Source organism: Microbaculum marinisediminis (genome assembly GCF_025397915.1).
Classification (GTDB): domain Bacteria; phylum Pseudomonadota; class Alphaproteobacteria; order Rhizobiales; family Tepidamorphaceae; genus Microbaculum; species Microbaculum marinisediminis.
Genome location: NZ_JALIDZ010000006.1, coordinates 178,263 through 200,799, shown reverse-complemented (window position 1 = coordinate 200,799; position 22,537 = coordinate 178,263). Strand labels below are relative to the sequence as shown.

Below are 22,537 nucleotides of genomic sequence, written 5' to 3'. Positions count from 1 at the left end.
TGCCGTCCGCGCATCCAGTAACGAGGGGAAACGTCCTATGACACCCGACATTCTCTGCCTCGGCGAACCAATGCTGGAATTCAACCAGCAGCCGGACGGGAACTATCTGCCCGGACACGGCGGCGATACGTCCAACTGTGCGATCGCCGCCGCGCGGCTGGGTGCGCGTGTCGGCTACATCACCCATGTCGGCGCCGACACCTTCGGCAACTCGTTCATGGCTCTGTGGCGGACGGAGGGCGTGGACACCACGACCGTCAGGCAGGTGTCTGATGCCCACACCGGCATCTACTTCGTCACGCACGGACCCGACGGGCACGAGTTCAGCTACTTCCGCGCCGGCTCGGCATCCAGCCGCATGGGTCCCGACGACCTTCCGGTCGACGCTCTCAAGGCCGCCAGGATCCTGCACGTCTCGGGCATCAGCCAGGCGATCTCGACGACGGCGGCCGACGCGGTGTTCTCGGCGATCGAGATCGTCAAGGCGGCAGGCGGCAGCATTTCCTACGACACCAACCTGCGCCTCAAGCTATGGCCGATCGAACGGGCCCGCGCGGTGACGCATGCGGCCATGGCCCGCGCCGACATCGCCCTGCCCGGCCTGGAGGACGCCCGACAGCTCACCGGGCTGGAGGATCCCGACGCCATCGCCGACTTCTATCTCGGGTTGGGCTGCGGAATTGTCGCCCTGACTCTGGGGCCGGAGGGCACGCTGATCGCAACCGCCGACGAACGCCGGCGGATCGGCGGCCGACAGGTCGTGGCCGTCGACGCCACCGCGGCGGGCGATGCCTTTGACGGCGCCTTCCTGTCCCGCGTCGTCGCGGGGGACGATCCGTTCACCGCCGCCCGCTTCGCGAACGCCGCGGCCGCGTTGTCCACCCTCGGCTACGGCGCCGTGGCACCGATGCCCCGCAAGGTCGCCGTCGATGCCTTTCTGCAGGAACAGGACTAGCCAGTGAAACACGCAGTCATCATAGGCGGCACACGCGGCATCGGTGCCGGGATCGCCGACGTTCTGGCCGGCAAGGACTGGTCGATCACGGCGACAGGCGTCGGACGCGAGGAGGTGGAGACCTACGCGGCCGATCACCCCGGAACGCGCTGCGCCGTGCTGGATGTTCGCGACACGGATGCGGTGAACCGTTTCTTTGCCGGCCTCGACCGGCTCGACGCCCTCGTCAACTGTGCCGGCATCCTGGCGCGCGGTGCCGAATACGAGATCGACGTGTTCGAGACCGTGATCGACATCAACCTGACCGGAACCATGAGGACCTGCCTCGCGGCGCAGCCACTGCTTTCGGCTTCCAAAGGCGCGATCGTCAATACGGCGTCCATGCTGAGCTATTTCGGGGGACCGCTCGTCCCGGCGTATTCCGCCTCCAAGGGCGGTGTCGCGCAGCTCACGAAGGCACTTGCCGGAAAGTGGGCGAGCGACGGCATTCGCGTGAATGCGGTCGCACCGGGCTGGATCGAGACCGAGATGACGGAGGCGTTGCGCGCCGATCCGGCACGCAACAAACCGATACTTGAACGAACACCCATGGACCGCTGGGGACGGCCGGCCGAGGTCGGAGCTTTGGTCGCGTGGCTCGTGTCGAACGACGCTTCGTTCGTCACCGGCGCCGTGTACCCCGTCGACGGCGGCTATTCCGCGATCTGAGGAGAACACCATGCCCGTCGAAACGTCTGACACCGATCCCCGAACGCCCTACCAACTGCCCTTCCCCCAGGATGCGCAGGACGAGATCGTCATTCCCGACGCGATCGCGGAGGACGAGCGGATCTGGGTTCCACAGGCCGAGAACGTGTCCTTCCGACCGCTCTGCCTGAACCGCTCGCAAGGCTACTGGATGAACCTGCTGCGCGTGCGCAAGTCCGGCGTCCTGTCGCGACATCGGCATCCGCAGCCCGTTCACGGATTTGTCCTCAAGGGCCGCTGGTATTACCTCGAACACGATTGGGAAGCGCGAGAGGGCGGCTACGTCTTCGAGCCCCCCGGGGAGACGCACACGCTCGTCGTGCCCGACGATGTCGAGGAGATGATCACGTACTTCCAGGTGAACGGCGTCATGCTCTACGTCGACCCCTATGGCAAGACGATGGGATACGAGGATGTCTTCACCAAGATCGAGATGTGCCGGAAGCACTACAGCGAAGTCGGTCTCGGCGCGGACTACGTCGACCAGTTCATCCGCTGACCCGCACCCGGCACGGCGTCACCCGACGCCATTCAGCGTAGCAAGATGGCACTCGCCGCAGAGGGTGCGGAATTGTTCGAAGGCGACCGATCCGGACCGCCGCACCCTTTCGGCCATCAACTAATCATTTGGTAGGACACCACGCCCCCGACATCATCGGAACAGCGAGGTGAACCGAAATCCAATACGAGGCGACGACATCGGTTCGACGCCAATCGACTGCGGAAACTTTGGCGCAACTTCAATCAGGAATGAGGAGATCTCGGCTCAAAACGAGCACCGCAGATTTTCCCGTTTTTGCAAGTTGTTCCAAAGACTAACGGGCCGACCGGCATGACGTCCGCCGGCTTCTCCGGCGCACGTCGAGGCCGCCGGACATGGCTTCCAGACGAGAGCGCCCATGCCGCTGCCGACACCTCGCGGCAATCATCAACGCGGCATGTCATCGCTCTCGAAACGCGCAAAATCGGCGACATTTTCCGGTTCCGAAGGTTACGTTGTGTTCATTTAATTCGCCATAATTCCTCGCATTATCCAGCGAATCAGTTGATTAGCCGAATAGACTACGGCTAACAATTCGCTGATCTTGAAAGGGCGAGGAACATGGCCACGAAACCAAGGACGAAGAAGACCGCTTCGACGACTCCGAAGACCCCGGCACGCAAGACTACCACCGCCGCCAAGCGGGCTGCTCCGGCGAAGAAGGCTGTCGCCAGCGCGGCGAAGAAAGCGGCACCGGCAAAGAAGACCGCAGCCAAGAAGACCACCGCCGCGAAGACGACTGCGGCTGCAAAGAAGCCAGCGGCGACCAAGGCCGCGGCGGCGAAGAAAACCACGACCGCGAAGAAGCCGGCGGCGACTAAGACCGCAGCGGCGAAGAAGACGACGGCAACGAAGACCGCGGCCGCCAAGAAGACCACAACCACGAAGAAGCCGGCCGCAAAGACAGCCGCTGCTAAGGCGCCGGCGGCCAAGAAGACCACCGCTGCGAAGAAGCCGGCCGCCAAGGCCACCGCCGCCAAGAAGCCCGCGGTCAAGAAGGCAGCCGCCGCGAAAAAGCCGGCCGCAAAGACAGCCGCCAAGGCAACAACGACCAAGGCGACGACTGCCAAGAAGACAGTCGCCAGGAAGCCGGCAGCCAGGAAGCCGGCCGCCAAAAAAAAATGACGCGCTGAAACGGACGGCTTCCCCAAAGGTCCGTTCGAAGAAGTCGCGGGCAGACGCGGTCTCGGCGGCAGATCCGGTATTTGCCGCCGGGCTTGAGGTTCGCCATGCCATGTGGGGATCCGAGGGCGGTGAAGACCAGATCAATGCGGCCAGCGACTTCGTCTGGCCGATGCAGGAGGTCGTCACCCGCTATTGCTTCGGCGAGACATGGACCCGCGAAGGACTGTCGCGCAAGGCCCGCAGCATGGTGACACTCGGCATCCTGGTCGCCCAGGGCCGCCCACACGAATTGAAGGTCCACGTCCGAGGCGCACTCGCCAATGGCGTCTCCAAGGAAGAGATCGGCGAAGTGCTTCGTCATGCCATGGTGTACTGCGGTATTCCGCGCGGGGTCGAAGCCTTTCGCTCCGCTTCGGAAGTGCTGAAGGAACTCGGGCTGGATTGACGCCATGACAGGCAAGGCACACGTCGGATTCGTCGGCATCGGCAACATGGGTTGGCCGATGGCCGCCAATCTCGTTCGCGCGGGTCATGTGGTGACCGCTTACGACCTCGATCCGCAACGGGCCCAAAGGTTCGCGGCCGAGTTCGGCGCGACTGCCGCCGGTTCGCTGGGAGATTTCGCGGGCTGCGCGTTTGTCGTCACGATGCTCCCCACCGGCAAAGAGGTCCGTCATTCGCTGCTGGAAGCCGAGGAAGGCGGTGCGGCAGCTCATCTCAAGTCCGGCGCGATCGTCATCGACATGAGCTCGGCGGAGCCGGTCGGCACCCGCAGGCTCGGCAACGACCTCGCCGAACTCGGGATCCGTCTCGTCGACGCGCCGGTATCCGGCGGCGTCGTCCGCGCGGAGAACGGCACGCTGGCGATCATGATCGGCGGAGAAGCCGACGCGGTGGCCGCGGCCAGACCGGTCCTTTCGGCGATGGGCGATCGCCTCTTCGACGTCGGACCGCTCGGATGCGGCCACGCCATGAAGGCGCTCAACAACTACCTCGCCGCGACCTCGTTTGCCGCGATGAGCGAGGCGGTCCTGATCGGCGAGCGTTTCGGGCTCGACCCGGAGGTGATGGCCGACATCTTCAACGTCTCGACCGGCAAGAGCTTCTGCACGGAGAACCTGTTGAAGCAGGAGATCCTGAGCGGCCGCTACGGGTCCGGCTTCGCCGCCGGGCTGTTGGCGAAGGATGTTGGGATCGCCTCGGATCTCGGCGAGCAGATCGGGATCGACGCGCCGGTGAGCCGTCTCGTCCGCGACCGCTGGGCAGAGGCCCGCGACGGCGTAGGCCCGAACGCGGACCACACCCGCGCGGCGCCGTACTGGGCCTCGAAGGCGATTAGGGACTGACTGGCCTCGCGTGTCCGGCCTACGCCGGCGCCACCTCCTTGATGCGCGACAGGACGGCATCCGTCACCTCGCGCACCCCCGATTGTCCGCCGATCTCCCAGGTCCTCATACCGTTCGCAAACGTATCGTCGACCGCCGCGCGGATGGTCGCGGCGGCGGTTTCGGCTTTCGGTTCGTCGTGTTGCTCGGCAAGCCATTCGAGCATCATCGCACCCGACAGGAACATCGCCGTCGGGTTGGCCCTGCCCTGCCCCGCTATGTCGGGTGCCGTGCCGTGGCAGGGCTGGAACACGGCAGAGCGGTCGCCGATATCCGCCGAGGGCGCAAAGCCCATTCCGCCGATCAGGCCGGCGCCGAGATCCGACAGGATGTCGCCGAACATGTTCTCGGTGACGATGACGTCGAAGCGCCACGGCCGGCCGACGAAATCGAGGGTCGAGGCATCGATGTAGACGTGGTCGACGGTCAGCCGCGGATGCAGCGCAGCGCGCTCGTCGAAGATCTTTCGGAAGAAGGCGTAGGAGGCAAACACATTGGCCTTGTCGACGCAGGTCACATGACCCTTGCCGCCTCGCGTCATCCGCGTCGCTGCAATGCGCATCGCCGCGTCGACGACCCGTTCCGTCCCCCTCCGTGTGACGAGCAATCGGTCTTCCGCCTCGTTGTCCTCCCGGACGGTTCCCTTGCGGTGGGAGACGAACAGGCCTTCGGTCGACTCGCGGACGACGACGAAATCGAGCCGCGAGCCGCGTGGATCGGCAAGCGGCGACGGCACGCCGGGGATCGAGCGAACCGGCCTGACCCCCGCATAGAGATCGAGGATCGACCGAAGCTCGATCTGGGGCGCGATCTCGGTGCCGTCGGGATAGCGGATATCGGGCAGGCCCGCCGCGGCGAGAAGGATCGCATCGGCGGCGCGGGCCGCATCAATCGATGCATCCGGCAAGGCCGTGCCGACCTGCTGATAGGTGCCGGCCCCGGCCGGCAGGGTCTCGTAGGCCAGTCGCAATCCACCGACACGGCTGGCGGCGGCATCGACGACGGCCATACACGGCTCGGTGATCTCGAGACCGATCCCGTCTCCGGGAAACACGGCTATGCGGAACTCGCGCGTCGGACTCATGACCAATGCCTTGCCTTCGTGCCGCCCCCTATTGCGACTCCCGCGCCGGGTCCGGTCTTCGGATGAACTCAAGGCGTGCTATATCCGGAACGTGACTGCTCTTGGACGTCGCACGCAACGTATTCACTGATGTATACACATTGCGATGGTCGGGCAATCGCGGGGCCCCGAGCAAGGCCCGAAACGCAAACGGGGGGAACGATGCTCATTGGCGCTGTCGCCGACGACCTGACCGGCGCGACGGATCTCGCTTTGACGCTGACGGCCGGCGGAATGCGCACGATCCAGGTCATCGACGTTCCGGACGACCCGGCGTCGCTCGCAGATTATGACGCCGTGGTCGTCGCGCTGAAGTCGCGCACCATTCCCGCTGCCGAGGCGATCGCGATGTCGCTCGCCAGTGCCAAAGCGCTTCGAGCGGCGGGCTGCCGCCAGCTGTTCTTCAAGTACTGCTCGACGTTCGACTCCACCGACCAGGGCAATATCGGACCGGTCAGCGAAGCCCTGATGGCGCTGACGGGCGCAGACCTGACGCTCGCCTGTCCGGCCTTCCCGACCAATGCCCGCACCATCTATATGGGCAACCTGTTCGTCGGCGACGTTCCGCTCGCCGAAAGCTCGATGCGCGACCATCCGCTAACGCCGATGCGCGATTCCAATCTCGTGCGCGTCCTGCAACGGCAGACGACTTTGAAGGTCGGGCTCGTACCCTACCCCGCCGTCGACGCAGGGCGAGAGGCGATTGCTTCGGCTTTCGCCGAGGCTAGGAAGCGCGGCGAGAAGATCCTCGTCGTCGACGCCATCACGGACCGGCATCTCATCGAGATCGGCGCAGCGGCCAGGGACTTCGCGCTGATCACCGGCGGATCCGGTGTCGCCATCGGCCTGCCACGGAACTTCGTCGCCACGGGCGCGTTTTCGCCGGCCGAAACGCCCGCACGAATGGCCGCGCCGATCGGCCGCGCCGCGATCCTTGCCGGAAGCTGCTCGCAGGCGACACGCGGCCAGGTTCGCGCTGCAATAGGGGCCGGCATTCCGGCGCTGCGCATCGCGCCGCAGGACCTCGCCGAAAGCCGCCAGAGCGCCGCGACGATCCTGTCCTGGGCTCTTCGGCAGCCCGCCGAGGCCCCTGTCCTGGTTTACTCGAGCGACGAGCCCGACGCCGTCCGCACGGCGCAGGAGACGCTCGGCCGGGAGGCTTCCGGGGACATCATCGAACGAACGCTGGCGGATGTCGCCAGGGGGCTTCGCGCGAACGGGTTCACCAGGCTGATCGTTGCCGGCGGCGAGACATCGGGCGCCGTCGTCGGTGGGCTCGGCGTGGCCATGCTCGAAATCGGCCCGCAGATCGCCCCCGGCGTTCCCTGGACTCGCGCGATCGGGACCGACGACATGGTCCTGGCGCTGAAGTCGGGTAACTTCGGTGCCGAAGACTTCTTCATCAAGGCCTGGGACAGGCTCAACTGAAAACAAGGAAACGCACATGACCAACAGGATCGATCTCGACGGCAAAGTCGCGGTGGTGACCGGAGGGCGGCAGGGCATCGGCGAAGCAATCGCCCGGCGCTTCGCCGAGTCCGGCGCCAGGGTGGTAATCTGGGACCGCGACGGCATCGGCGCACAGAAGACGGCCGAGTCCATCGGCGCGCAGGCGCGCGGGATGGACGCCGAGATCACCGATATCCACGCGGTGGAGGCCGCCCGCGACAACGTGCTCGAGACAGAAGGCCAGATCGATATCCTGGTGAACAATGCCGGCATCGCCGGGCCGAACGCGCTAACTTGGGACTATCCCGTCGCGGACTGGAACCAGATCATGGCGATCAACCTGACCGGCACATTCCACTGCTGCCGGGCGATCGTCCCGGCAATGATCCGCAACAACTACGGGCGCATCGTCAACATCGCGTCGGTCGCGGGTAAGGAGGGCAACCCGAGCGCCTCGGCCTACTCGGCGTCCAAGGCGGGCGTGATCGCGCTCACCAAGTCGCTCGGCAAGGAGCTCGCCGAATACGACATCTCAGTCAACTGCATAACGCCTGCCGCTGCCAAGACGCCGATCTTCGACCAGATGAGCGAAGAGCACATCGGCTACATGCTGTCGAAGATCCCGCGCCGCCGCTTCGTCATGGTCGACGAGATCGCGGCGCTCGCCGCTTTCGCCGCGTCGGCGGAATGCTCGTTCACGACCGGCGCGGTTCTCGACATATCCGGCGGCCGGGCGACCTATTGACGCCAGCCGGCTCGCATCAACCCGATCGCTCCCGCGTTCGCGGCTGCGACCGGGGGCGACCGCGACGCGGGATGGCGAACGCGGCTCCGGCTAGGTTTTAACCCCGTTCGCCTCGGCGATGATCTCGGCCAGGAACGGTACATAGTCGCCGCCGCGGCCGATCGCCTCGGCATAAGCATAGGTGTTCTTCGCCGCCGCGCCGATGTGGTTGGCTATGACGGCCTCGTTGGCCATCGCGGCGAGGTAGCGCAGGTCCTTGTGCGCGTTCGAGAGCGTGAACTTGTGGACGTCGCGGTCACCGGTCAGCGAGTACTGGATGAAGGTCTGGTAGAAACCGCAATCCATGCGGCTGCCGCGGATGACGCTGTCGAAGGTCTGGGCACTGATGCCGACCTTGCGGGCGACGGCAAGCGCCTCGGCATAGAGCGCACCGTAGCCGAGCGACAGGAAGTTGTTGAGCAGCTTCATCTTGTGGCCGTCGCCCACGGGTCCAAGATGGACGACCTTGGCCGCCCAGGCCTGGAGCACAGGCTCGATCGCGGCGAACACCTGCGGGCTCGCACCGACCATCGCCGATAGCTCGCCCGCCTCGGCCTGCGCGGGCGTGCCGCCGAGCGGCGCGTCGGCCATGGCCGCGCCCTTGGCTTCCAGTTCGGCCGCAAGCGAGATGGTGGAATCCGGGATCGCCGTGGAGGTATCGACGACGATGAGGCCGTCATGCGCCCCGGCCAGGATACCGTCGGAGCGGCGCATCAGATCCTCGATCTGCGGGCTGCCGGTCACGCACAGGAACAGGATATCGGACGCCTCGGCCATTTCCCGGGGCGTCTTCGCCTCCAATGCGCCGCGGCTCACAAGGTCCTCGACCGGCGCGCGGTTGCGGTGGCCCATCACGGTGAGCGGCCACCCCTTCTCGACGATGTTGCTGGCCATGCCGTGGCCCATGAGGCCAACGCCAATGAAACCGATACGCTTGTCGCCCATAGCTCGTCTCCCTGTCGGTTCTCCGTTCAGATGCGCGCCATCGGCCGGGCCGCCCGTCAATCGTAGGCAGGCGTCCACATGGTTTGGTCGATGGCCTGTTCGAGTTTCTCCGGTGTCATCGGATCTGCAACGCCGTCCTGCTGCGCCTGCCTCGCCACGGCGACTGCGATGTGGCGCGACACCGTGCGGATGTCCTTCAGCGGGGGCAGCAGAGAGCCGTGCGGATCGCTCAGCGCCGGCGACACCTCCATCAGGGCCTCGGCGGCCGCCATGAACATGGTGTCGGTGACGCGCCGGGCTCCGACGGCGATGATGCCGAGCCCCATGGCCGGGAAGACGTAGCTGTTGTTGCACTGGGCGATCACGTGCGTCTCACCCTCGTGCACGACAGGAGCGAACGGGCTGCCGGTGGCGACCACCGCCTTGCCGTCTGTCCAGGTCATCAAGTCGGCCGGCGTCGCTTCGGCGCGCGAAGTGGGATTGGACAGCGGAAAGATCACGGGCCGTTCCGCGTAGCTGGCCATCTCGCGCACCACGTCCTCGGTAAAGGCACCGGCCTGCCCGGTCGCACCGACCAGTACGGTCGGCCTGGCGTGCCGGACAACGTCGGCAAGGCCGATCGCCTGGGTGAGGTCCTTGCCCCATTCCTTCACGGCTTCGGCCTTCTGGGCGAGCGGCTTGCGGACCGCATCGAGGTCCTCGCGGGCGTCGTGCAGCAGGCCGTTGATATCCATGATGTAGAAGCGCGAGATCGCGTCTTCCTCGCTGACGCCCTTCTTCTTCAGGGCGCCGATCAATTGCCCGGTGATGCCGATGCCGGCCGAGCCTGCACCCAGCATGCCGAACCGCTGGTCCTCGAGCTTGCCGCCAGCCGCAGCGATCGCCGCCAGGATCGTCCCGGTGGTGACGGCGGCCGTGCCCTGGATGTCGTCGTTGAAGGTGCACAGGTCGTTGCGGTAGCGCGCGAGGATGCGCTCGGCGTCGACGGACGCGAAGTCCTCCCATTGCAGCAGCACGTTCGGGAAGCGCGCCTTCACCGCCTGGACGAAGCGGTCGACGAAATCGTCATAGTCGGCGCCCTTGATGCGCTCGTGGCGCCAACCGATGTAGCGCGGGTCCTCCAGCCGTTCCTGGTTGTTGGTGCCCAGATCGAGCAGGATCGGCAGCGTGCGGGACGGATGGACGCCGCCGCACAGGGTGTAGAGCGACAGCTTGCCGATCGGTATGCCCATGCCGCCCGCGCCCTGGTCGCCGAGACCCAGGATGCGCTCGCCGTCGGTGACGACGATGACGTCGATGTCGCGGTCTATCTCAGCGAGGATGTCGCCCAGGACATCGCGGTGCGGATAGGACAGGAACAGACCGCGCGGACGCCGGTAGATGTGGCTGAATTTCTGGCAAGCCTCGCCGACCACCGGCGTATAGACGACCGGCATCATCTCTTCGACATGCTCCAGGAGCAGTCGATAGAAAAGCGTCTCGTTCTCGTCCTGCAGCTGGCGCAGGAAGATGTGCTTCTCGATCGGGCTATCCTTCGTGGAGAACGCCTCGTAGGCACGCTCGGCCTGCTCCTCAAGCGTTTCGATATGCGGCGGAAGCAGCCCGAGGAGGCCCCATTCGCGCCGTTCGGCCTCGGTGAAGGCCGTTCCCTTGTTGAGGAACGGATCCTCTATACGGTCGACGCCGCGCTTGTCCGTGCCTCGATGCGATTTTCCGGATCTCATGGTGCTCTCCGTGTGCCCGACGGTCCGGCCACAACCGGCCTGTCCCGCGATCAATCCCGAGGCACCTTTATCCCGCTCAGGTTTTCGTAGGCCTTAAGAACCTGGGAATCGTCTTCCGAGCCCGCCCCCATCCCCGATGCGCCGAGAAACATCTGGTGGGCGGCGGCGGCGAGCGGCAACGCCGCCTTCAGGTCGCGGCCGGCATCGAGCACGATGTCTAGGTCCTTGACGAAGATGTCGACGGCGCTGGTGACCGGCGGATCGGATTGCAGCATCCGCGGCCCGCGATTCCCGAGCATCCAGCTAGCCGCCGCGCCGGCCATCAGTACGTCCTGCGCGAGGTTGGGATCGAGACCGGCGCGGGCGGCAAGGCTCATCGCTTCGGCGGCGACGGCGATATGGGCACCGCACATCAGCTGGTTGACGGTCTTCATCATCGAACCGAGGCCGGGTTCCGCCCCCATTCGCCAGACGGCCTTGCCGAGGACATCGAACACGGGTGCGGCCTTGTCGAAGGCGGCGTCCGGCCCCGACGCCATGATCGACAGCGTCCCCTGCTCGGCCCCGACCACGCCGCCGGATACCGGCGCGTCGAGCAGGAGCACGCCGAGCTCGTCCAGCCGTGCGGCAAGGGACTTGGCGCGCGCTGCGGGCTGCGTGCAGGAGGCGACGACAACGGCGCCCCGTTTCAGGCCGGACGCGGCCCCGCCCTCGCCGAACAGGACGGCCTCCGCCTGGTCCGCATTGACGACCATGAGGATCAGTACGTCGGCGTCGTGCGCGGCATCCGCTGGGGCCGCCGCCGCGCGGCCGCCGGCTGCGGCCAACGCGTCGACCGGTTCGCGCCTGACGTCGCATCCGGCGACCACGTGGCCGGCGGCGACAAGGTTCCTGGCCATCGGCAGGCCCATCGCGCCCAGACCGACGAAACCGATGTTCATTGGGTGCTTTCCCGTTTTGCCTGGACGTACGAGCGGCTGTCGGCGCGCTATTCCTTCACCGCGCCTGTCATCGCCGAGACGTAGTAGTTGACGAAGAACATGTAGACGATCGCGACCGGCACCGAGCCGAGCAGCGCGCCCGCCATCAGCGATCCCCAGCGATAGATGTCGCCGTCGACGAACTCGGAGATGATCGCGACCGGCACGGTCTTCTTTTCCGGCGTCGAGATGAAGGTCAGCGCGTAGATGAACTCGTTCCAGCACAGGGTGAAGGCGAAGATGCCCGCCGAGATGAGACCGGGCACGGCGAGCGGCAGCACGATCTTGGTCAGGATCTGCCAACGGCTCGCGCCATCGATCAGGGCGCATTCCTCAAGCTCGAACGGGATCGACTTGAAGTAGCCCATCAACAGCCACGTCGAGAACGGGATCAGGATCGTCGGATAGGTCAGGATCAGGGCCCACGGCGTATCCCACAGCCCGTACTTCACAACGATCAGCGACAGCGGAATGAACAGGATCGAGGGCGGCACCAGATAGGCGAGGAAGATCGCCCCGCCGATCCACTGCGCCCCCTTGTAGCGCAGCCGCACGATCGCGTACGCGGCCAGCACGCTCGCGACGATCGACAGGAAGGTGGCGACCAGCGCGATCATCATCGTGTTCCACATCCAGCTCAGATACGGTGTCTCGAACAGGAGCTCCCAGATGTGCTCAAGCGTCGGCGCGACGACCCAGTACGGGTTGACCACGTCGAGATTTACGAGTTGCTCGTTCGGTTTGATGGACGTGATGAACATCCAGTAGAACGGGAACAGCAACACGAACACGATGATGGCGAGCGGCACGTAGATGGTGACGACCCGTCGCGGGGTCGACATCAGGTAGTCCATGCCGGTCTGGCTCATCTCCTCCGCCTTGCGCAGGCGGCGGCGTTCGCGCCAGCGGGCAAAGCTGCCGCCCCCGGACATTGGTTCTGTCGGGCGCTTGGAGACGGCGGTCTCAGTCATCGGCCTCTCCCTGCTGCCACTTGCGGCGCTGGAGGCCGAACCAGGACAGCATGATCGCGGCGAGCAGGAACGGGATCATCGCCGTCGAGATCGCCGCGCCCTCGCCGAGATAGCCGCCTAGGATGGCGCGCTGGTAGCTGAGTGTGGCCATCAGGTGGGTGGCGTTGACGGGCCCGCCGCGGGTGATCGCCCAGATGAGCTGGAAATCGGTGAAGGTGAACAGCACCGAGAAGGTCATCACCACCGCGATGATCGGGGTGAGCATCGGATAGGTGATGTGGCGGAACATCTGCCACCGGTTAGCCCCGTCGATGGTCGCCGCCTCGTAGAGCGACGGCGGCACCGTCTGCAGGCCGGCGAGCAGCGTGATCGCCACGAACGGCACGCCGCGCCAGATGTTGGCGAAGATGACCGACCAGCGGGCGTTCCACGGATCGCCGAGAAAGTTGATGTTGGTGGTGATCAGCCCCAGCTCCTTGAGCGTCCAGGAGATGATCGAGAACTGCGGGTCGTACATCCACCAGAAGGCGATGGCCGACAGCACGGTCGGCACGATGAACGGCAGAAGCACGATCGCCCGCAGGAACGCCTTGAACGGCAGGTGGTGGTTCAGAAGGATCGCCAGATAGAGGCCGATCGCGAACTTGAAGACGCTTGCGACCGCCGTGTAGAGCAGCGTGTTGAACACCGACAGCCAGAACACCGGATCGTCGTAGAGCCAGGTGAAGTTCTCGAAGCCTACGAAAATCCCCTCGCGGCCGATGCGCGCATCCGTCATCGACAGCCAGACGCCGAGCCCGAGCGGATAGGCGAGAAACAGGAACAGGAAGGCGGCGGTCGGCAGCATGAACCAGGCGCCGAGCCAGTCGCGGTTGGTTTTCAACCGGGACCAGGCCGACGGTTCGGCCGGTATCGTCCTCGTTCCTATAGCGGCATCCGCCATGCCGTTCCTCCCGGTGAGAAACGGGCCGGGCCCGGTACCCGGCCCGCAGGTCTCGTCAGCGGTAGATACGCTTCGCCTGGCGCTCGGCCTGGGCGATGGCGTCGTCCACGCTCATGTTGCCCGTCGCCGCGTTGGCGAACATGTCGAGCACGATGAACTCGGCAAGGGCCGAGGCGGCCTTCTCGCCGACGGAGCCTTCGTAGCCGGCCGTCAGCGTGTCCCGGGCCGCGTCGCGGAACACCGTCAGCTTCGGATCGTCGGTGAAGACAGAGTTCGCCTCATACTTCTCCAGCGGAGGCGTCAGATAGGCGACGGCGGCCTGCAGCCACATGTCGTACTGTGCCGGCTGGAACAGGTATTCGATGAAGCCCTTCGCGGCATTCGGGTACTTCGAATACTTGAAGATCATCATCGGGTAGGCGATGTGGAATTCGGTCGGCTTGCCGACCGGGCCGACCGGCCATTTGGCATGGTTCATGTCGGCCGCGATGTCGGGCGCGTCCTTCTTGGCCGCCGGATAGATCGACGGGCCGTTGTTGGTCATGCTGACCTCGCCGGACATGAACGCCTTGTTGTTGTTGGAGTCGTTCCACGCGGCGACGCCCGGGGCCATATAGCCGTAGAGTTCCTTGACGTACTCGACCGCGGCCTTGGTCTCCGGCGAGTTGATGATCACCTCGTCGTTCTCGTTGACCAACGAACCGCCGAAGGACCACAGCGCCCAGTGCACCCAGGCGTTGCCGTCGCCTGTCGCGTGGCCGAGCGCCATGCCGAGCGGGGTGCCCTGCTCCTTCAGCGCCTTCGCCAGCTCCATGAACTCCGCCGTCGTCTTCGGCGGCTCCTTGAAGCCGGCCTTCTCGACCGCCGAGATGCGATAGTTGATGTAGTTGCCGTTGTAGGCGATCGGAATGTCGATCCACTCGCTGGTGCCGGCCTTGGTGCCATACTTCACCGCCGAGGGCACCCACGGGCCGTATTTTCCGGCCAGATAGTCGGCCAGGTCGGTCACGTCGACGAGCTTGTCCGGGAACAGGTGCGGCAGCGAATAGAGGCCCCAGACCATGTCCGGGCCCTGGTTCACGTTGGCGGCGACCGACGCCTTCGGCTGAACGTCGTCCAGGGACTCGTTCTGCACGTTGACGGTGATCCCGCAGTCCTTCTGGAAGTTTTCGACGATCTTCATGAAGGCGTCTTCTTCGGCCTGGATGAAGCGCTTCCAGCGCAAGAGCGTCAGCTCGGCGCCGTCTTCCGGCTTGAACTGAAGCTCGCAGGCGGCAAGCGCCGGGCTCGATCCGGCAAGCGTCCCGGCGACGAGCAGTCCCGCGAGGGCAACGCCGCCCCCGAGCAGTCTGAACTTGCTTTTCATGGACATCAATTTCCTCCCGGTTCTGGCTTTCAACTCAAAGCCTCCCGCTCCGTCGTTGCGGCGCGGAGGTATCGTCAAACGGGAAGCCGCTGTCCGGTCTCCACGTTGAACAGATGAACGGTGTCGAGATTGGGCATCAGCCTGATGCGCTGGCCCGGCTTCAGGTCGTGGCGCTCCTTGAAGGAGGCAAGCAATTCCTGTCCCGCGATGCGCGTCACAACCAGCGTCTCGGCGCCGGTCGGCTCGACTACCGAGACCTCGACGTCGAGGCCGGAGCCGTTGGCGGTGAGCGCCAGATGCTCGGGCCGGGTGCCGTAGGTGACAGCGGTCCCCGCCTGCGCCGAGACCGAACCCGGCAGCGGCAGCACCGTGGCTTCGTCGACCCGGACGACGGGGCGGCCATCGACACTGTCGACGCGGCCGTCGATGAAGTTCATCGCCGGCGAGCCGATGAAACCGGCCACGAAGGTGTTGACGGGATGGTCGTAGAGATCGAGCGGTGCTCCGATCTGCTCGACGATGCCGTCGCGCATGACGACGATATGGTCGGCCATGGTCATCGCCTCGATCTGATCGTGGGTGACGTAGATCGAGGTCGACTTCAGGCGCTGGTGCAGCTCCTTGATCTCGGTGCGCATCTGCACCCGCAGCTTGGCGTCGAGGTTCGACAGAGGCTCGTCGAACAGGAACACCTGCGGGTCACGGACGATGGCGCGGCCCATGGCGACGCGCTGACGCTGGCCGCCGGAGAGCTGGCGGGGATAGCGGTCGAGATAGTCGGTAAGGTTGAGGATCTTGGCGGCTTCCTCGACCTTGCGCCGGATCGTGTCGGCGTCGACCTTCGCCAGGCGGAGCGAGAACGACATGTTCTCCGACACCTTCATGTGCGGATAGAGCGCGTAGTTCTGGAACACCATGGCGATGTCGCGCTCCTTCGGAGGAACGCGGTTTACCACGCGGCCGCTGATCGAAATCTCGCCCGACGTGATCTCCTCGAGACCGGCGATCATGCGCAACAGCGTGGACTTGCCGCAGCCGGACGGACCGACCAGCACCACGAACGCGCCGTCGTCGATGTCGATGGAAACGCCGTGTATGACCTCGGTCAGGCCAAACGCCTTGCGCACGTCACGGATGCCGACAGGCGCCATGTCCTCCGTTTCCTCCCCTGGGACGGTCTCCGCCGCCTTTTTGTTCTTTGGTCGCTCCCCGCCGGGACTGCCGCCCGGATCATTCTCTCAGCGCACTTCGGCGCCTTCTATGTATACTTCTCTGCATTCAACATCGGCTATTCAAGCCTCTTTTATCGTACAAATGCAAGATGCGATTGCCGTCGGCCAACCGGCATGCACGGGCGCGCGAATACGCCCGCAATCACATCCACTTAGGCCGCCACCTTTCGCGCGCTGTCGATACTTCCCAACAAAAAAACCGGGGCATCCCGTCTGGAATGCCCCGGTTTCCGGACCGCGAAACCGCGTCGGTCAGTGATTGTCTCGCGCCACGCCCTTTTCGGCGACGCGCTGGTACTTCACCGCCGGCTTCAGCACCATGCCCTCGTCGAACTGGGCAACCATGCCCCGCTGGATCTCCTGCCAGGGCGTCTGGTGATCGGGATAGTGGAAGCCGCCGGCGGCCTCCAGGTCCTTACGTCGCTGTGCGAGCTCTTCCTCGGGAATCAGGATGTCGGCGGTGCGCTTGTTGAGATCGATGCGCACCGTGTCGCCGGTCCTGAGCAGCGCGAGGCCACCGCCGGCGGCGGCTTCCGGGCTGGCGTTCAGGATCGACGGCGAGCCCGACGTCCCCGACTGACGCCCGTCGCCGATGCAGGGCAGCTCGCGCACGCCCTTTTTGATCAGCTCGTCCGGCGGCTGCATGTTCACGACCTCCGCCCCGCCGGGATAGCCGATGGGCCCGGCGCCGCGGATGAACAGCATGGTGTTCTCGTCGATCTTCAGGCCCGGGTCGTTGATGCGGTGATGGTAATCCTCCGGCCCCTCGAAGACGACCGCCCTGCCCTCGAACGCGTTCGGATCGTCCGGCTTCGACAGATAGCGCTGTCTGAACGAGTCCGAGATCACGCTGGTCTTCATGATGGCGGATTCAAACAGGTTTCCCTTGAGGTTGAGGAAACCGGCGTTGCGCACCAGCGCCGTGTCGAAATTGCGGATGACGTCGGCATCGCCGGCTTCGCGGCCACGACAGTTGTCGCCGATGGTCTTGCCGTTGACGGTCAACGCATTCTCGCGAATGAGGCCATGCCGCATCAACTCGCCGATCACCGCCGGCACACCGCCGGCCCGGTGGAACTCCTCGCCGAGATACTTGCCGGCCGGCTGCAGATTGACCAGCAGCGGCACCTCGTAGCCGATCCGTTCCCAATCGTCGTTGTCGAGGTCGACGCCGATATGACGGGCGATCGCGTTGATATGGATCGGCGCGTTGGTCGAGCCGCCGATCGCCGAGTTCGCGACGATGACGTTCTCGAAGGCCTCGCGCGTCATGATGTCGGAGGGCTTCAGGTCCTCCTCGACCATCTGGACGGCCCGCATACCGGTCTCGTAGGCGATCTGGGCGCGCTCGCGATAGGGGCCGGGAATGGCGGCGCAGCCGGGAAGACTCATGCCGAGCGCCTCGGCAAGCGAATTCATGGTGGTCGCCGTGCCCATGGTGTTGCAGTGGCCGACGGACGGCGCCGAAGAGGCGACTATGTCCATGAACTCGGCGTAGTCGATCTTGCCGGCGGCATGGTCGGCGCGCGCGTTCCAGACGGCCGTGCCGGAGCCGGTGCGCTCGCCTTTCCACCAGCCGTTCAGCATCGGACCGCCCGACAAAACGATCGCCGGAATGTTGACGGTCGCGGCCGCCATCAGGCAAGCCGGCGTGGTCTTGTCGCACCCCGTCGTCAGCACCACGCCGTCGATCGGATAGCCGTACAGAAGCTCGACGAGCCCCAGATAGGCGAGATTGCGGTCAAGGGCGGCGGTCGGCCGCTTGCCCGTCTCCTGGATCGGATGAACCGGGAACTCGAAGCAGATCCCGCCGGCCGCGCGGATACCCTCGCGAACCCGGTGGGCGAGGTCCAGGTGATGCCTGTTGCAGGGCGACAGGTCGGACCCGGTCTGAGCGATGCCGATGATCGGCTTGCCGGACTGCAGCTCCTCGCGCGTCAGGCCGAAATTGAGATAGCGCTCGAGATAGAGCGCGGTCATTCCCGGGTTGTCCGGGTTGTCAAACCAGAGCTGGCTGCGCAGCAGACCCTTACGAGACACGATAGCATTCCTCCCAACACGTTTTCGGACCTACATAGTCCATTCCCAGACGACTCCCTAGCGCAGCGTTACGCATGCGGCCGCGCCGCGAATGCGACGCGTTGAATCTTATGTCGCTGACTGTGTATACGTAAATGTGACGGATCGACCAATGGCGCGCGCCGCCGGGAGGGGCTGGAATGCTTCTGAAAGGCCGAACGGCTGTCATTACCGGCGCGGCCTCGCCGCGCGGACTGGGGCTGGCGACGGCGCGGCTGTTCGCCGAACACGGCGCCAAGGTCGCCGTGCTCGATCTCGACACCGAAATGGCCCGGGAGGCGGCGAGAAGCCTCAAGGGGCGCGGCCATTTCGGCATGAAATGCGATGTCGTGAAGATGCGCGACTGCGAAAAGGCCGTCGAACGCGCGCTGAAGCGGTTCGGACAAATCGATATCCTCGTCAACAATGCCGGCGTCACCTCGCCCAAGCGCGTCATGGAGATCGACAAGACGGAATACGACCGCGTCCTCGACATCAACCTTCGCGGCACCTTCCAGATGTGCCAGGCGGCGATCCCGCACATGCGCGAACGCAAAACCGGCTCGATCGTCAACCTGTCGTCGGTTTCGGCTCAGCGCGGCGGCGGCGTCTTCGGCGGATCCCATTACACGGCGTCTAAGGCCGGCGTCCTCGGTCTCACCAAGGCGATCGCCCGTGAGCTGGCGCCGGACAATATTCGCGCCAACGCCATCTGTCCGTCCTTCATCGACACGGATATTCTGGGCAGCATGCGGACCGACGAGATCATCGAGCGGATCGTCTCGGCGGTGCCGATGGGCCGGGCGGGCACGGCCGGGGAAGTGGCGGGGTGCGCCCTGTTCCTCGCCTCGGATCTGTCGTCCTATGTGACGGGAAGCGAGATCGACGTGAACGGCGGGAGCCATATCCACTGATGAAGACGCGTTTGTCCTCCACCGCCGTCTGAGGCTTCACAACCGCCATGTCGTCGCGCGCCCTCAAGAACGTCACCAGGGAAGACCTCAAGGACAAGGCCCGCCTGATCCGCCGAGAGACCGTCCGGCTCACCGATATCTGCGGCTCGGGCCACTACGGCTCGTCGTTCTCGATGGCCGAACTGGTCGCCGCGCTCTACTACCAGTTCATGCACGTGAGGCCGGACGATCCCAAATGGGACGACCGCGACCGTTTCCTGCTCGGCAAGGGACATGCCGCGATCGGGCTCTATCCCGTCCTCGCCGATCTCGGTTTCTTCCCGCAGAGCTGGCTCGATTCCTATACGCGCCTGCACTCCCCTCTCGGCGACCATCCGGACGTCAAGAAGGTGCCCGGAGCCGATTTTTCCTCCGGCTCCATCGGGCACAACCTGTCGGTCTCGGTCGGGATGGCGCTGGGGCTCCAACGCAAGGGTTCGCCCGGCCGCGTCATCTGCATGATGGGCGACGGCGAGCAGACCGAGGGACAAATCTGGGAAGCCGCGATTTCCGGCGCCCATTGGGACCTGTCCAATCTGATCGGAATCGTCGATATCAATGGTGCCGGGTCCGATGGCGATCCACAGGCGACGATGGCGACCGAACCGTTGGTGGACAAGTGGCGCGCCTTCGGATGGGATGTGATCGTGCTGGAGGACGGCCACGACCTGGAGCAGGTACAGGACGCGCTGAACCGGGCGCTGAACGGACCGGGCGACAAGCCGCGCTGCGTTCTCGCCTACACCGTCGCCGGCAAGGGCGTGTCGTTCATGGAAGGCACCTGGCAGTGGCATCTGGGCTTTCTGGGGCCGAAGGATCTCGAGCGGGCCTACGCGGAAATCGAGGCGGGAGATATCGGATGAATGCTCTTCGGCGCGGGTTTGTCGGAGCGATCTTGGCGGGGTGCCTCGCGCTTGTCGCCACGGCAGGCGCGCAGGCCCAGCAGTGCCCGGTCGCCGGCAGGGTCGACGACGGCTACACCCTGCATCTGACCACCGACGAGATGTTCAAGGTCGACAAGATCGTCGACGACGTCACCTATGTCCGCCATCTCGACAATCGCGGCAACACGCTGAACGGGCAGGAACTCTATCGCGGCCTGTTCACGCTGGCGACGATCGGCGGCAAGGGCCGCACGATCTATTCCTACGATATCGATCCGGCGTCGTTCTTTCCCATCAGCGCGGAGGGCGACGCCACGGTCGGCGGCATGATGATCCCCGAGAACGGCAAGTCGAGCCGCGTCGAACGCTGGTGGCGGATCAGCGGCGCCGGCACCAAGAGGCTCGATTCCGGCGAGGATCGGGAATTCCTCTGCATCTACAACGTGAAGACCGTCGAGGCGGTGACGAAATGGCCGGAGCTGGGCCTCGAGTTCCGCCAGGAAAAGCTGTGGTCCGACACCCTAAACATGGTGCTCTACCTCAAGACCGAGGTCTGGGAGAACGGGGAACGGACGCGGGTCCGGGTCTACGACGCCGACTGGATCCTGGAGGAGTAGAGGGGGACCGCGACAATGGCTGACGAAGCTGCCAAACCGGCAACACCGGCCGTCCCCTACATGACCCGCGAGCTCAAATCCGGTCTCGACCTGACCGATTCCACCGTTACCGACGAATTCGACGAGCGGTCCTGGGACATGGTCGTCTCGCTCGGCCTGTCGCGCCAGCTCACCACCGGCAAGACGCTGGTGGACCTGGCTGATGCCGGCATGGACGACATCGTCGTGTGCACCGCAGATCTCGGCCGGCCGACGCAGGTGGAAACCTTCGGGCGCCGCTTTCCCGACCGCTATTTCAATTTCGGCATCGCCGAGCGCAACATGATCGGCGCCGCGGCCGGGCTGGCGGCGGTCGGGTACCTGCCGGTCATCTCGAACTATTCGTTCTTCCTCGCCCTGATGGGTGTCGAGAACATTCGCAACGACATCTGCTATCCGGGCCTGCCGGTGAAGATGGTCGGCACCCATTCCGGCATCGCCATGGGCTTCTACGGCACCTCTCACCATTGCTGCGAGGACATCGGCGCGCTTCGCACGATGGCCGGGCTCAATCTCATGGCGCCCTGCGACGGCACCGCGCTTTCCTCGGCGCTCAAAGGCCTGATCCGCCATCCCGAGCCGATCTACTTCCGGGTCGGGCGCGGGCGCGAGGCGGTCGTCTACGACACGGCGTTCGATTTCAGGATCGGCGGCTCCAACACCCTGCGCGAGGGCAGGCACGCCACCGTCTTCGCCATCGGCAACCTGGTGAAGGCCGCTCTCGACGCCGCCGACATCCTCGCGGACGAAGGCATCGAGATTACCGTCGTCGACATGTACTCGATCCGTCCGATCGACCGCGAGGCGATCCGCAAGGCGGCCTCCGAGCACGGCGTCCTGATCTCCGCGGAAGAGCACAACGTCACCGGCGGGTTCGGCGCGGCGATCGCGGAAGTCGTTGCGGAAGAAGGGCTTGTGGCGAAACTCCACAAAGTCGGCATGCCCGACCAGTACGCGATCCTCGGGCCGCCGACCCATCTCTATGCCCACTACGGCCTCGATGGGCCCGGCGTCGCCAGCACCGTGCGCACCGCGCTCAGCGGCTGAGCGCCCTACCCGAACCGTTTCCTGAGCTCGGCCACCTGTTCGGGCGTCAATGTCCGCACCGCCATGCCCTGCAGCATCAGGAACAGCTTCGCCGTTTCCTCGAGTTCCTCGGTCGCGTAGGTCGCCGCCTCCAGGCTGGTGCCGGCGACGACGGGTCCGTGATTGGCGAGCAGCACGGCGTGGTGCCGCGAGGCGAGCTTTCCCACCGCATCGGCCAAGCCGTGGTCGCCGGGCGGAAAGTACGGCACCAGCGGCAATCGCCCCACCCGCATGACGTAGTAGGCGGTGATCGGCGGCAGCACGTCCTCGGGATCGATATCGGCGAGCGCGCTGACGGCCACCGAATGGGTCGAATGCAGGTGCACCACGGCGCGCGCATCGGGGCGTTCGCGGTACATGGCGACGTGCAGGAAGGCTTCCTTGGTCGGATTGTCGCCGGAAACATGCAGTCCGTTGGCGTCGAGCCGCGACAGCCGCGCGGGATCGAGGGCGCCGAGGGAGGCGTTGGTGGGCGTCATCACCCACGAGCCGTCCGACAGGCGGACACTGAGGTTGCCAGTCGACCCGAATGTGAGGCCGCGCGTGAACAGGGAGCGTCCGGTCGCGACGAGGGCCTCGCGGGCCCGGGCTTCCTCCGTCATCGGGCCGCCCTCTGGCGAGCCAATTCCG

22 protein-coding genes are annotated in these 22,537 nt (G+C 65.3%); 11 read left to right on the top strand and 11 right to left on the bottom strand.

Going from position 1 to position 22,537, the window contains the following annotated elements; genetic code table 11:
• The first annotated feature begins 37 nt into the window (after positions 1–37).
• Genes MUB46_RS14650 through MUB46_RS14640 form a run of 3 tightly spaced genes read left to right on the top strand, consistent with a single transcriptional unit; the run spans position 38 to position 2,201 of the window.
• Positions 38–955, top strand: a complete 918-nt coding sequence (locus tag MUB46_RS14650; RefSeq protein ID WP_261616681.1) for a sugar kinase — start codon at positions 38–40, stop codon at positions 953–955.
• A gap of 3 nt (positions 956–958) precedes the next feature.
• A complete protein-coding gene (locus MUB46_RS14645; RefSeq protein WP_261616680.1) occupies positions 959–1,663 on the top strand; it encodes an SDR family NAD(P)-dependent oxidoreductase in 705 nt (234 codons plus the stop codon).
• Between the two features lie 10 nt (positions 1,664–1,673).
• A complete protein-coding gene (locus tag MUB46_RS14640) occupies positions 1,674–2,201 on the top strand; it encodes a 2,4'-dihydroxyacetophenone dioxygenase family protein (protein ID WP_261616679.1) in 528 nt (175 codons plus the stop codon).
• A gap of 569 nt (positions 2,202–2,770) precedes the next feature.
• Here the strand turns inward: MUB46_RS14640 and MUB46_RS14635 are convergent.
• Positions 2,771–3,313 (bottom strand): hypothetical protein, encoded by a 543-nt coding sequence (locus tag MUB46_RS14635; protein WP_261616678.1) that lies wholly within the window; start codon positions 3,311–3,313, stop codon positions 2,771–2,773.
• Between the two features lie 164 nt (positions 3,314–3,477).
• On the opposite strand from MUB46_RS14635, the gene MUB46_RS14630 reads away from it, so the two are divergent.
• Positions 3,478–3,813, top strand: coding sequence for a carboxymuconolactone decarboxylase family protein (locus MUB46_RS14630; RefSeq protein WP_261616677.1), 336 nt, complete (start codon positions 3,478–3,480; stop codon positions 3,811–3,813).
• Between the two features lie 4 nt (positions 3,814–3,817).
• The gene (locus tag MUB46_RS14625) at positions 3,818–4,714 is read left to right on the top strand and encodes an NAD(P)-dependent oxidoreductase (RefSeq protein ID WP_261616676.1); all 897 of its coding nucleotides are present in this window, start codon (positions 3,818–3,820) and stop codon (positions 4,712–4,714) included.
• A 19-nt stretch (positions 4,715–4,733) separates the two neighbouring features.
• Here MUB46_RS14625 and MUB46_RS14620 read toward each other — a convergent pair whose 3' ends face one another.
• Positions 4,734–5,837, bottom strand: a complete 1,104-nt coding sequence (locus MUB46_RS14620; RefSeq protein WP_261616675.1) for an isocitrate/isopropylmalate dehydrogenase family protein — start codon at positions 5,835–5,837, stop codon at positions 4,734–4,736.
• Positions 5,838–6,038: 201 nt separating this feature from the next.
• Between MUB46_RS14620 and otnK the strand changes: the two genes are divergently transcribed.
• A complete protein-coding gene (otnK, locus tag MUB46_RS14615) occupies positions 6,039–7,304 on the top strand; it encodes a 3-oxo-tetronate kinase (protein ID WP_261616674.1) in 1,266 nt (421 codons plus the stop codon).
• 16 nt (positions 7,305–7,320) lie between these two features.
• Positions 7,321–8,070, top strand: coding sequence for an SDR family NAD(P)-dependent oxidoreductase (locus MUB46_RS14610; protein WP_261616673.1), 750 nt, complete (start codon positions 7,321–7,323; stop codon positions 8,068–8,070).
• 90 nt (positions 8,071–8,160) lie between these two features.
• On the opposite strand, the gene MUB46_RS14605 is transcribed toward MUB46_RS14610, so the two are convergent.
• The 8 genes from MUB46_RS14605 to MUB46_RS14570 form a co-directional block, all read right to left on the bottom strand.
• Positions 8,161–9,054, bottom strand: a complete 894-nt coding sequence (locus MUB46_RS14605; protein WP_261616672.1) for an NAD(P)-dependent oxidoreductase — start codon at positions 9,052–9,054, stop codon at positions 8,161–8,163.
• Between the two features lie 56 nt (positions 9,055–9,110).
• Positions 9,111–10,778, bottom strand: a complete 1,668-nt coding sequence (locus MUB46_RS14600) for an NAD-dependent malic enzyme (RefSeq protein ID WP_261616671.1) — start codon at positions 10,776–10,778, stop codon at positions 9,111–9,113.
• 50 nt (positions 10,779–10,828) lie between these two features.
• Positions 10,829–11,719 (bottom strand): NAD(P)-dependent oxidoreductase, encoded by an 891-nt coding sequence (locus MUB46_RS14595; RefSeq protein WP_261616670.1) that lies wholly within the window; start codon positions 11,717–11,719, stop codon positions 10,829–10,831.
• Positions 11,720–11,766: 47 nt separating this feature from the next.
• On the bottom strand, positions 11,767–12,627 hold the full coding sequence (locus MUB46_RS14590) for a carbohydrate ABC transporter permease (RefSeq protein WP_261616835.1): 861 nt from the start codon (positions 12,625–12,627) through the stop codon (positions 11,767–11,769).
• A 94-nt stretch (positions 12,628–12,721) separates the two neighbouring features.
• Entirely contained in the window at positions 12,722–13,672 is a 951-nt protein-coding gene (locus MUB46_RS14585; RefSeq protein ID WP_261616669.1) for a carbohydrate ABC transporter permease, read from the bottom strand.
• A 55-nt stretch (positions 13,673–13,727) separates the two neighbouring features.
• The gene (locus MUB46_RS14580; protein WP_425256267.1) at positions 13,728–15,044 is read right to left on the bottom strand and encodes an ABC transporter substrate-binding protein; all 1,317 of its coding nucleotides are present in this window, start codon (positions 15,042–15,044) and stop codon (positions 13,728–13,730) included.
• A 68-nt stretch (positions 15,045–15,112) separates the two neighbouring features.
• A complete protein-coding gene (locus tag MUB46_RS14575; protein ID WP_261616667.1) occupies positions 15,113–16,189 on the bottom strand; it encodes an ABC transporter ATP-binding protein in 1,077 nt (358 codons plus the stop codon).
• 333 nt (positions 16,190–16,522) lie between these two features.
• Positions 16,523–18,310 (bottom strand): IlvD/Edd family dehydratase, encoded by a 1,788-nt coding sequence (locus tag MUB46_RS14570; RefSeq protein ID WP_261616666.1) that lies wholly within the window; start codon positions 18,308–18,310, stop codon positions 16,523–16,525.
• Between the two features lie 179 nt (positions 18,311–18,489).
• Here MUB46_RS14570 and MUB46_RS14565 point away from each other — a divergent pair, with 179 nt between their 5' ends.
• From MUB46_RS14565 to MUB46_RS14550, 4 genes are read left to right on the top strand one after another with little or no spacing between them, the layout of a single operon-like run.
• Complete coding sequence (locus tag MUB46_RS14565; protein WP_261616665.1) at positions 18,490–19,242, top strand: SDR family NAD(P)-dependent oxidoreductase; 753 nt, start codon at positions 18,490–18,492, stop codon at positions 19,240–19,242.
• 47 nt (positions 19,243–19,289) lie between these two features.
• A complete protein-coding gene (locus MUB46_RS14560) occupies positions 19,290–20,144 on the top strand; it encodes a transketolase (protein WP_261616664.1) in 855 nt (284 codons plus the stop codon).
• Positions 20,141–20,782: a hypothetical protein gene (locus tag MUB46_RS14555; protein ID WP_261616663.1), complete on the top strand. Its 642-nt coding sequence runs from the start codon at positions 20,141–20,143 to the stop codon at positions 20,780–20,782. The genes MUB46_RS14560 and MUB46_RS14555 overlap by 4 nt, the downstream gene beginning before the upstream one ends.
• Before the next feature lie 15 nt (positions 20,783–20,797).
• Positions 20,798–21,868, top strand: a complete 1,071-nt coding sequence (locus MUB46_RS14550; protein ID WP_261616662.1) for a transketolase family protein — start codon at positions 20,798–20,800, stop codon at positions 21,866–21,868.
• Positions 21,869–21,873: 5 nt separating this feature from the next.
• Here MUB46_RS14550 and otnC read toward each other — a convergent pair whose 3' ends face one another.
• Complete coding sequence (otnC, locus tag MUB46_RS14545; RefSeq protein ID WP_261616661.1) at positions 21,874–22,509, bottom strand: 3-oxo-tetronate 4-phosphate decarboxylase; 636 nt, start codon at positions 22,507–22,509, stop codon at positions 21,874–21,876.
• Between the last annotated feature and the right edge of the window lie 28 nt (positions 22,510–22,537).

What these genes read in the sequence shown, in the direction of transcription:
- MUB46_RS14650 (WP_261616681.1), top strand. Translation starts at nt 38, where the DNA reads ATGACACCCGACATTCTCTGCCTCGGCGAACCAATGCTGGAATTCAAC.
- MUB46_RS14640 (WP_261616679.1), top strand. Translation starts at nt 1,674, where the DNA reads ATGCCCGTCGAAACGTCTGACACCGATCCCCGAACGCCCTACCAACTG.
- MUB46_RS14630 (WP_261616677.1), top strand. Translation starts at nt 3,478, where the DNA reads ATGTGGGGATCCGAGGGCGGTGAAGACCAGATCAATGCGGCCAGCGAC.
- MUB46_RS14625 (WP_261616676.1), top strand. Translation starts at nt 3,818, where the DNA reads ATGACAGGCAAGGCACACGTCGGATTCGTCGGCATCGGCAACATGGGT.
- MUB46_RS14620 (WP_261616675.1), bottom strand. Translation starts at nt 5,837, where the DNA reads ATGAGTCCGACGCGCGAGTTCCGCATAGCCGTGTTTCCCGGAGACGGG.
- otnK (WP_261616674.1), top strand. Translation starts at nt 6,039, where the DNA reads ATGCTCATTGGCGCTGTCGCCGACGACCTGACCGGCGCGACGGATCTC.
- MUB46_RS14610 (WP_261616673.1), top strand. Translation starts at nt 7,321, where the DNA reads ATGACCAACAGGATCGATCTCGACGGCAAAGTCGCGGTGGTGACCGGA.
- MUB46_RS14605 (WP_261616672.1), bottom strand. Translation starts at nt 9,054, where the DNA reads ATGGGCGACAAGCGTATCGGTTTCATTGGCGTTGGCCTCATGGGCCAC.
- MUB46_RS14600 (WP_261616671.1), bottom strand. Translation starts at nt 10,778, where the DNA reads ATGAGATCCGGAAAATCGCATCGAGGCACGGACAAGCGCGGCGTCGAC.
- MUB46_RS14595 (WP_261616670.1), bottom strand. Translation starts at nt 11,719, where the DNA reads ATGAACATCGGTTTCGTCGGTCTGGGCGCGATGGGCCTGCCGATGGCC.
- MUB46_RS14590 (WP_261616835.1), bottom strand. Translation starts at nt 12,627, where the DNA reads ATGAGCCAGACCGGCATGGACTACCTGATGTCGACCCCGCGACGGGTC.
- MUB46_RS14585 (WP_261616669.1), bottom strand. Translation starts at nt 13,672, where the DNA reads ATGGCGGATGCCGCTATAGGAACGAGGACGATACCGGCCGAACCGTCG.
- MUB46_RS14580 (WP_425256267.1), bottom strand. Translation starts at nt 15,044, where the DNA reads ATGTCCATGAAAAGCAAGTTCAGACTGCTCGGGGGCGGCGTTGCCCTC.
- MUB46_RS14575 (WP_261616667.1), bottom strand. Translation starts at nt 16,189, where the DNA reads ATGGCGCCTGTCGGCATCCGTGACGTGCGCAAGGCGTTTGGCCTGACC.
- MUB46_RS14565 (WP_261616665.1), top strand. Translation starts at nt 18,490, where the DNA reads ATGCTTCTGAAAGGCCGAACGGCTGTCATTACCGGCGCGGCCTCGCCG.
- MUB46_RS14560 (WP_261616664.1), top strand. Translation starts at nt 19,290, where the DNA reads ATGTCGTCGCGCGCCCTCAAGAACGTCACCAGGGAAGACCTCAAGGAC.
- MUB46_RS14555 (WP_261616663.1), top strand. Translation starts at nt 20,141, where the DNA reads ATGAATGCTCTTCGGCGCGGGTTTGTCGGAGCGATCTTGGCGGGGTGC.
- MUB46_RS14550 (WP_261616662.1), top strand. Translation starts at nt 20,798, where the DNA reads ATGGCTGACGAAGCTGCCAAACCGGCAACACCGGCCGTCCCCTACATG.
- otnC (WP_261616661.1), bottom strand. Translation starts at nt 22,509, where the DNA reads ATGACGGAGGAAGCCCGGGCCCGCGAGGCCCTCGTCGCGACCGGACGC.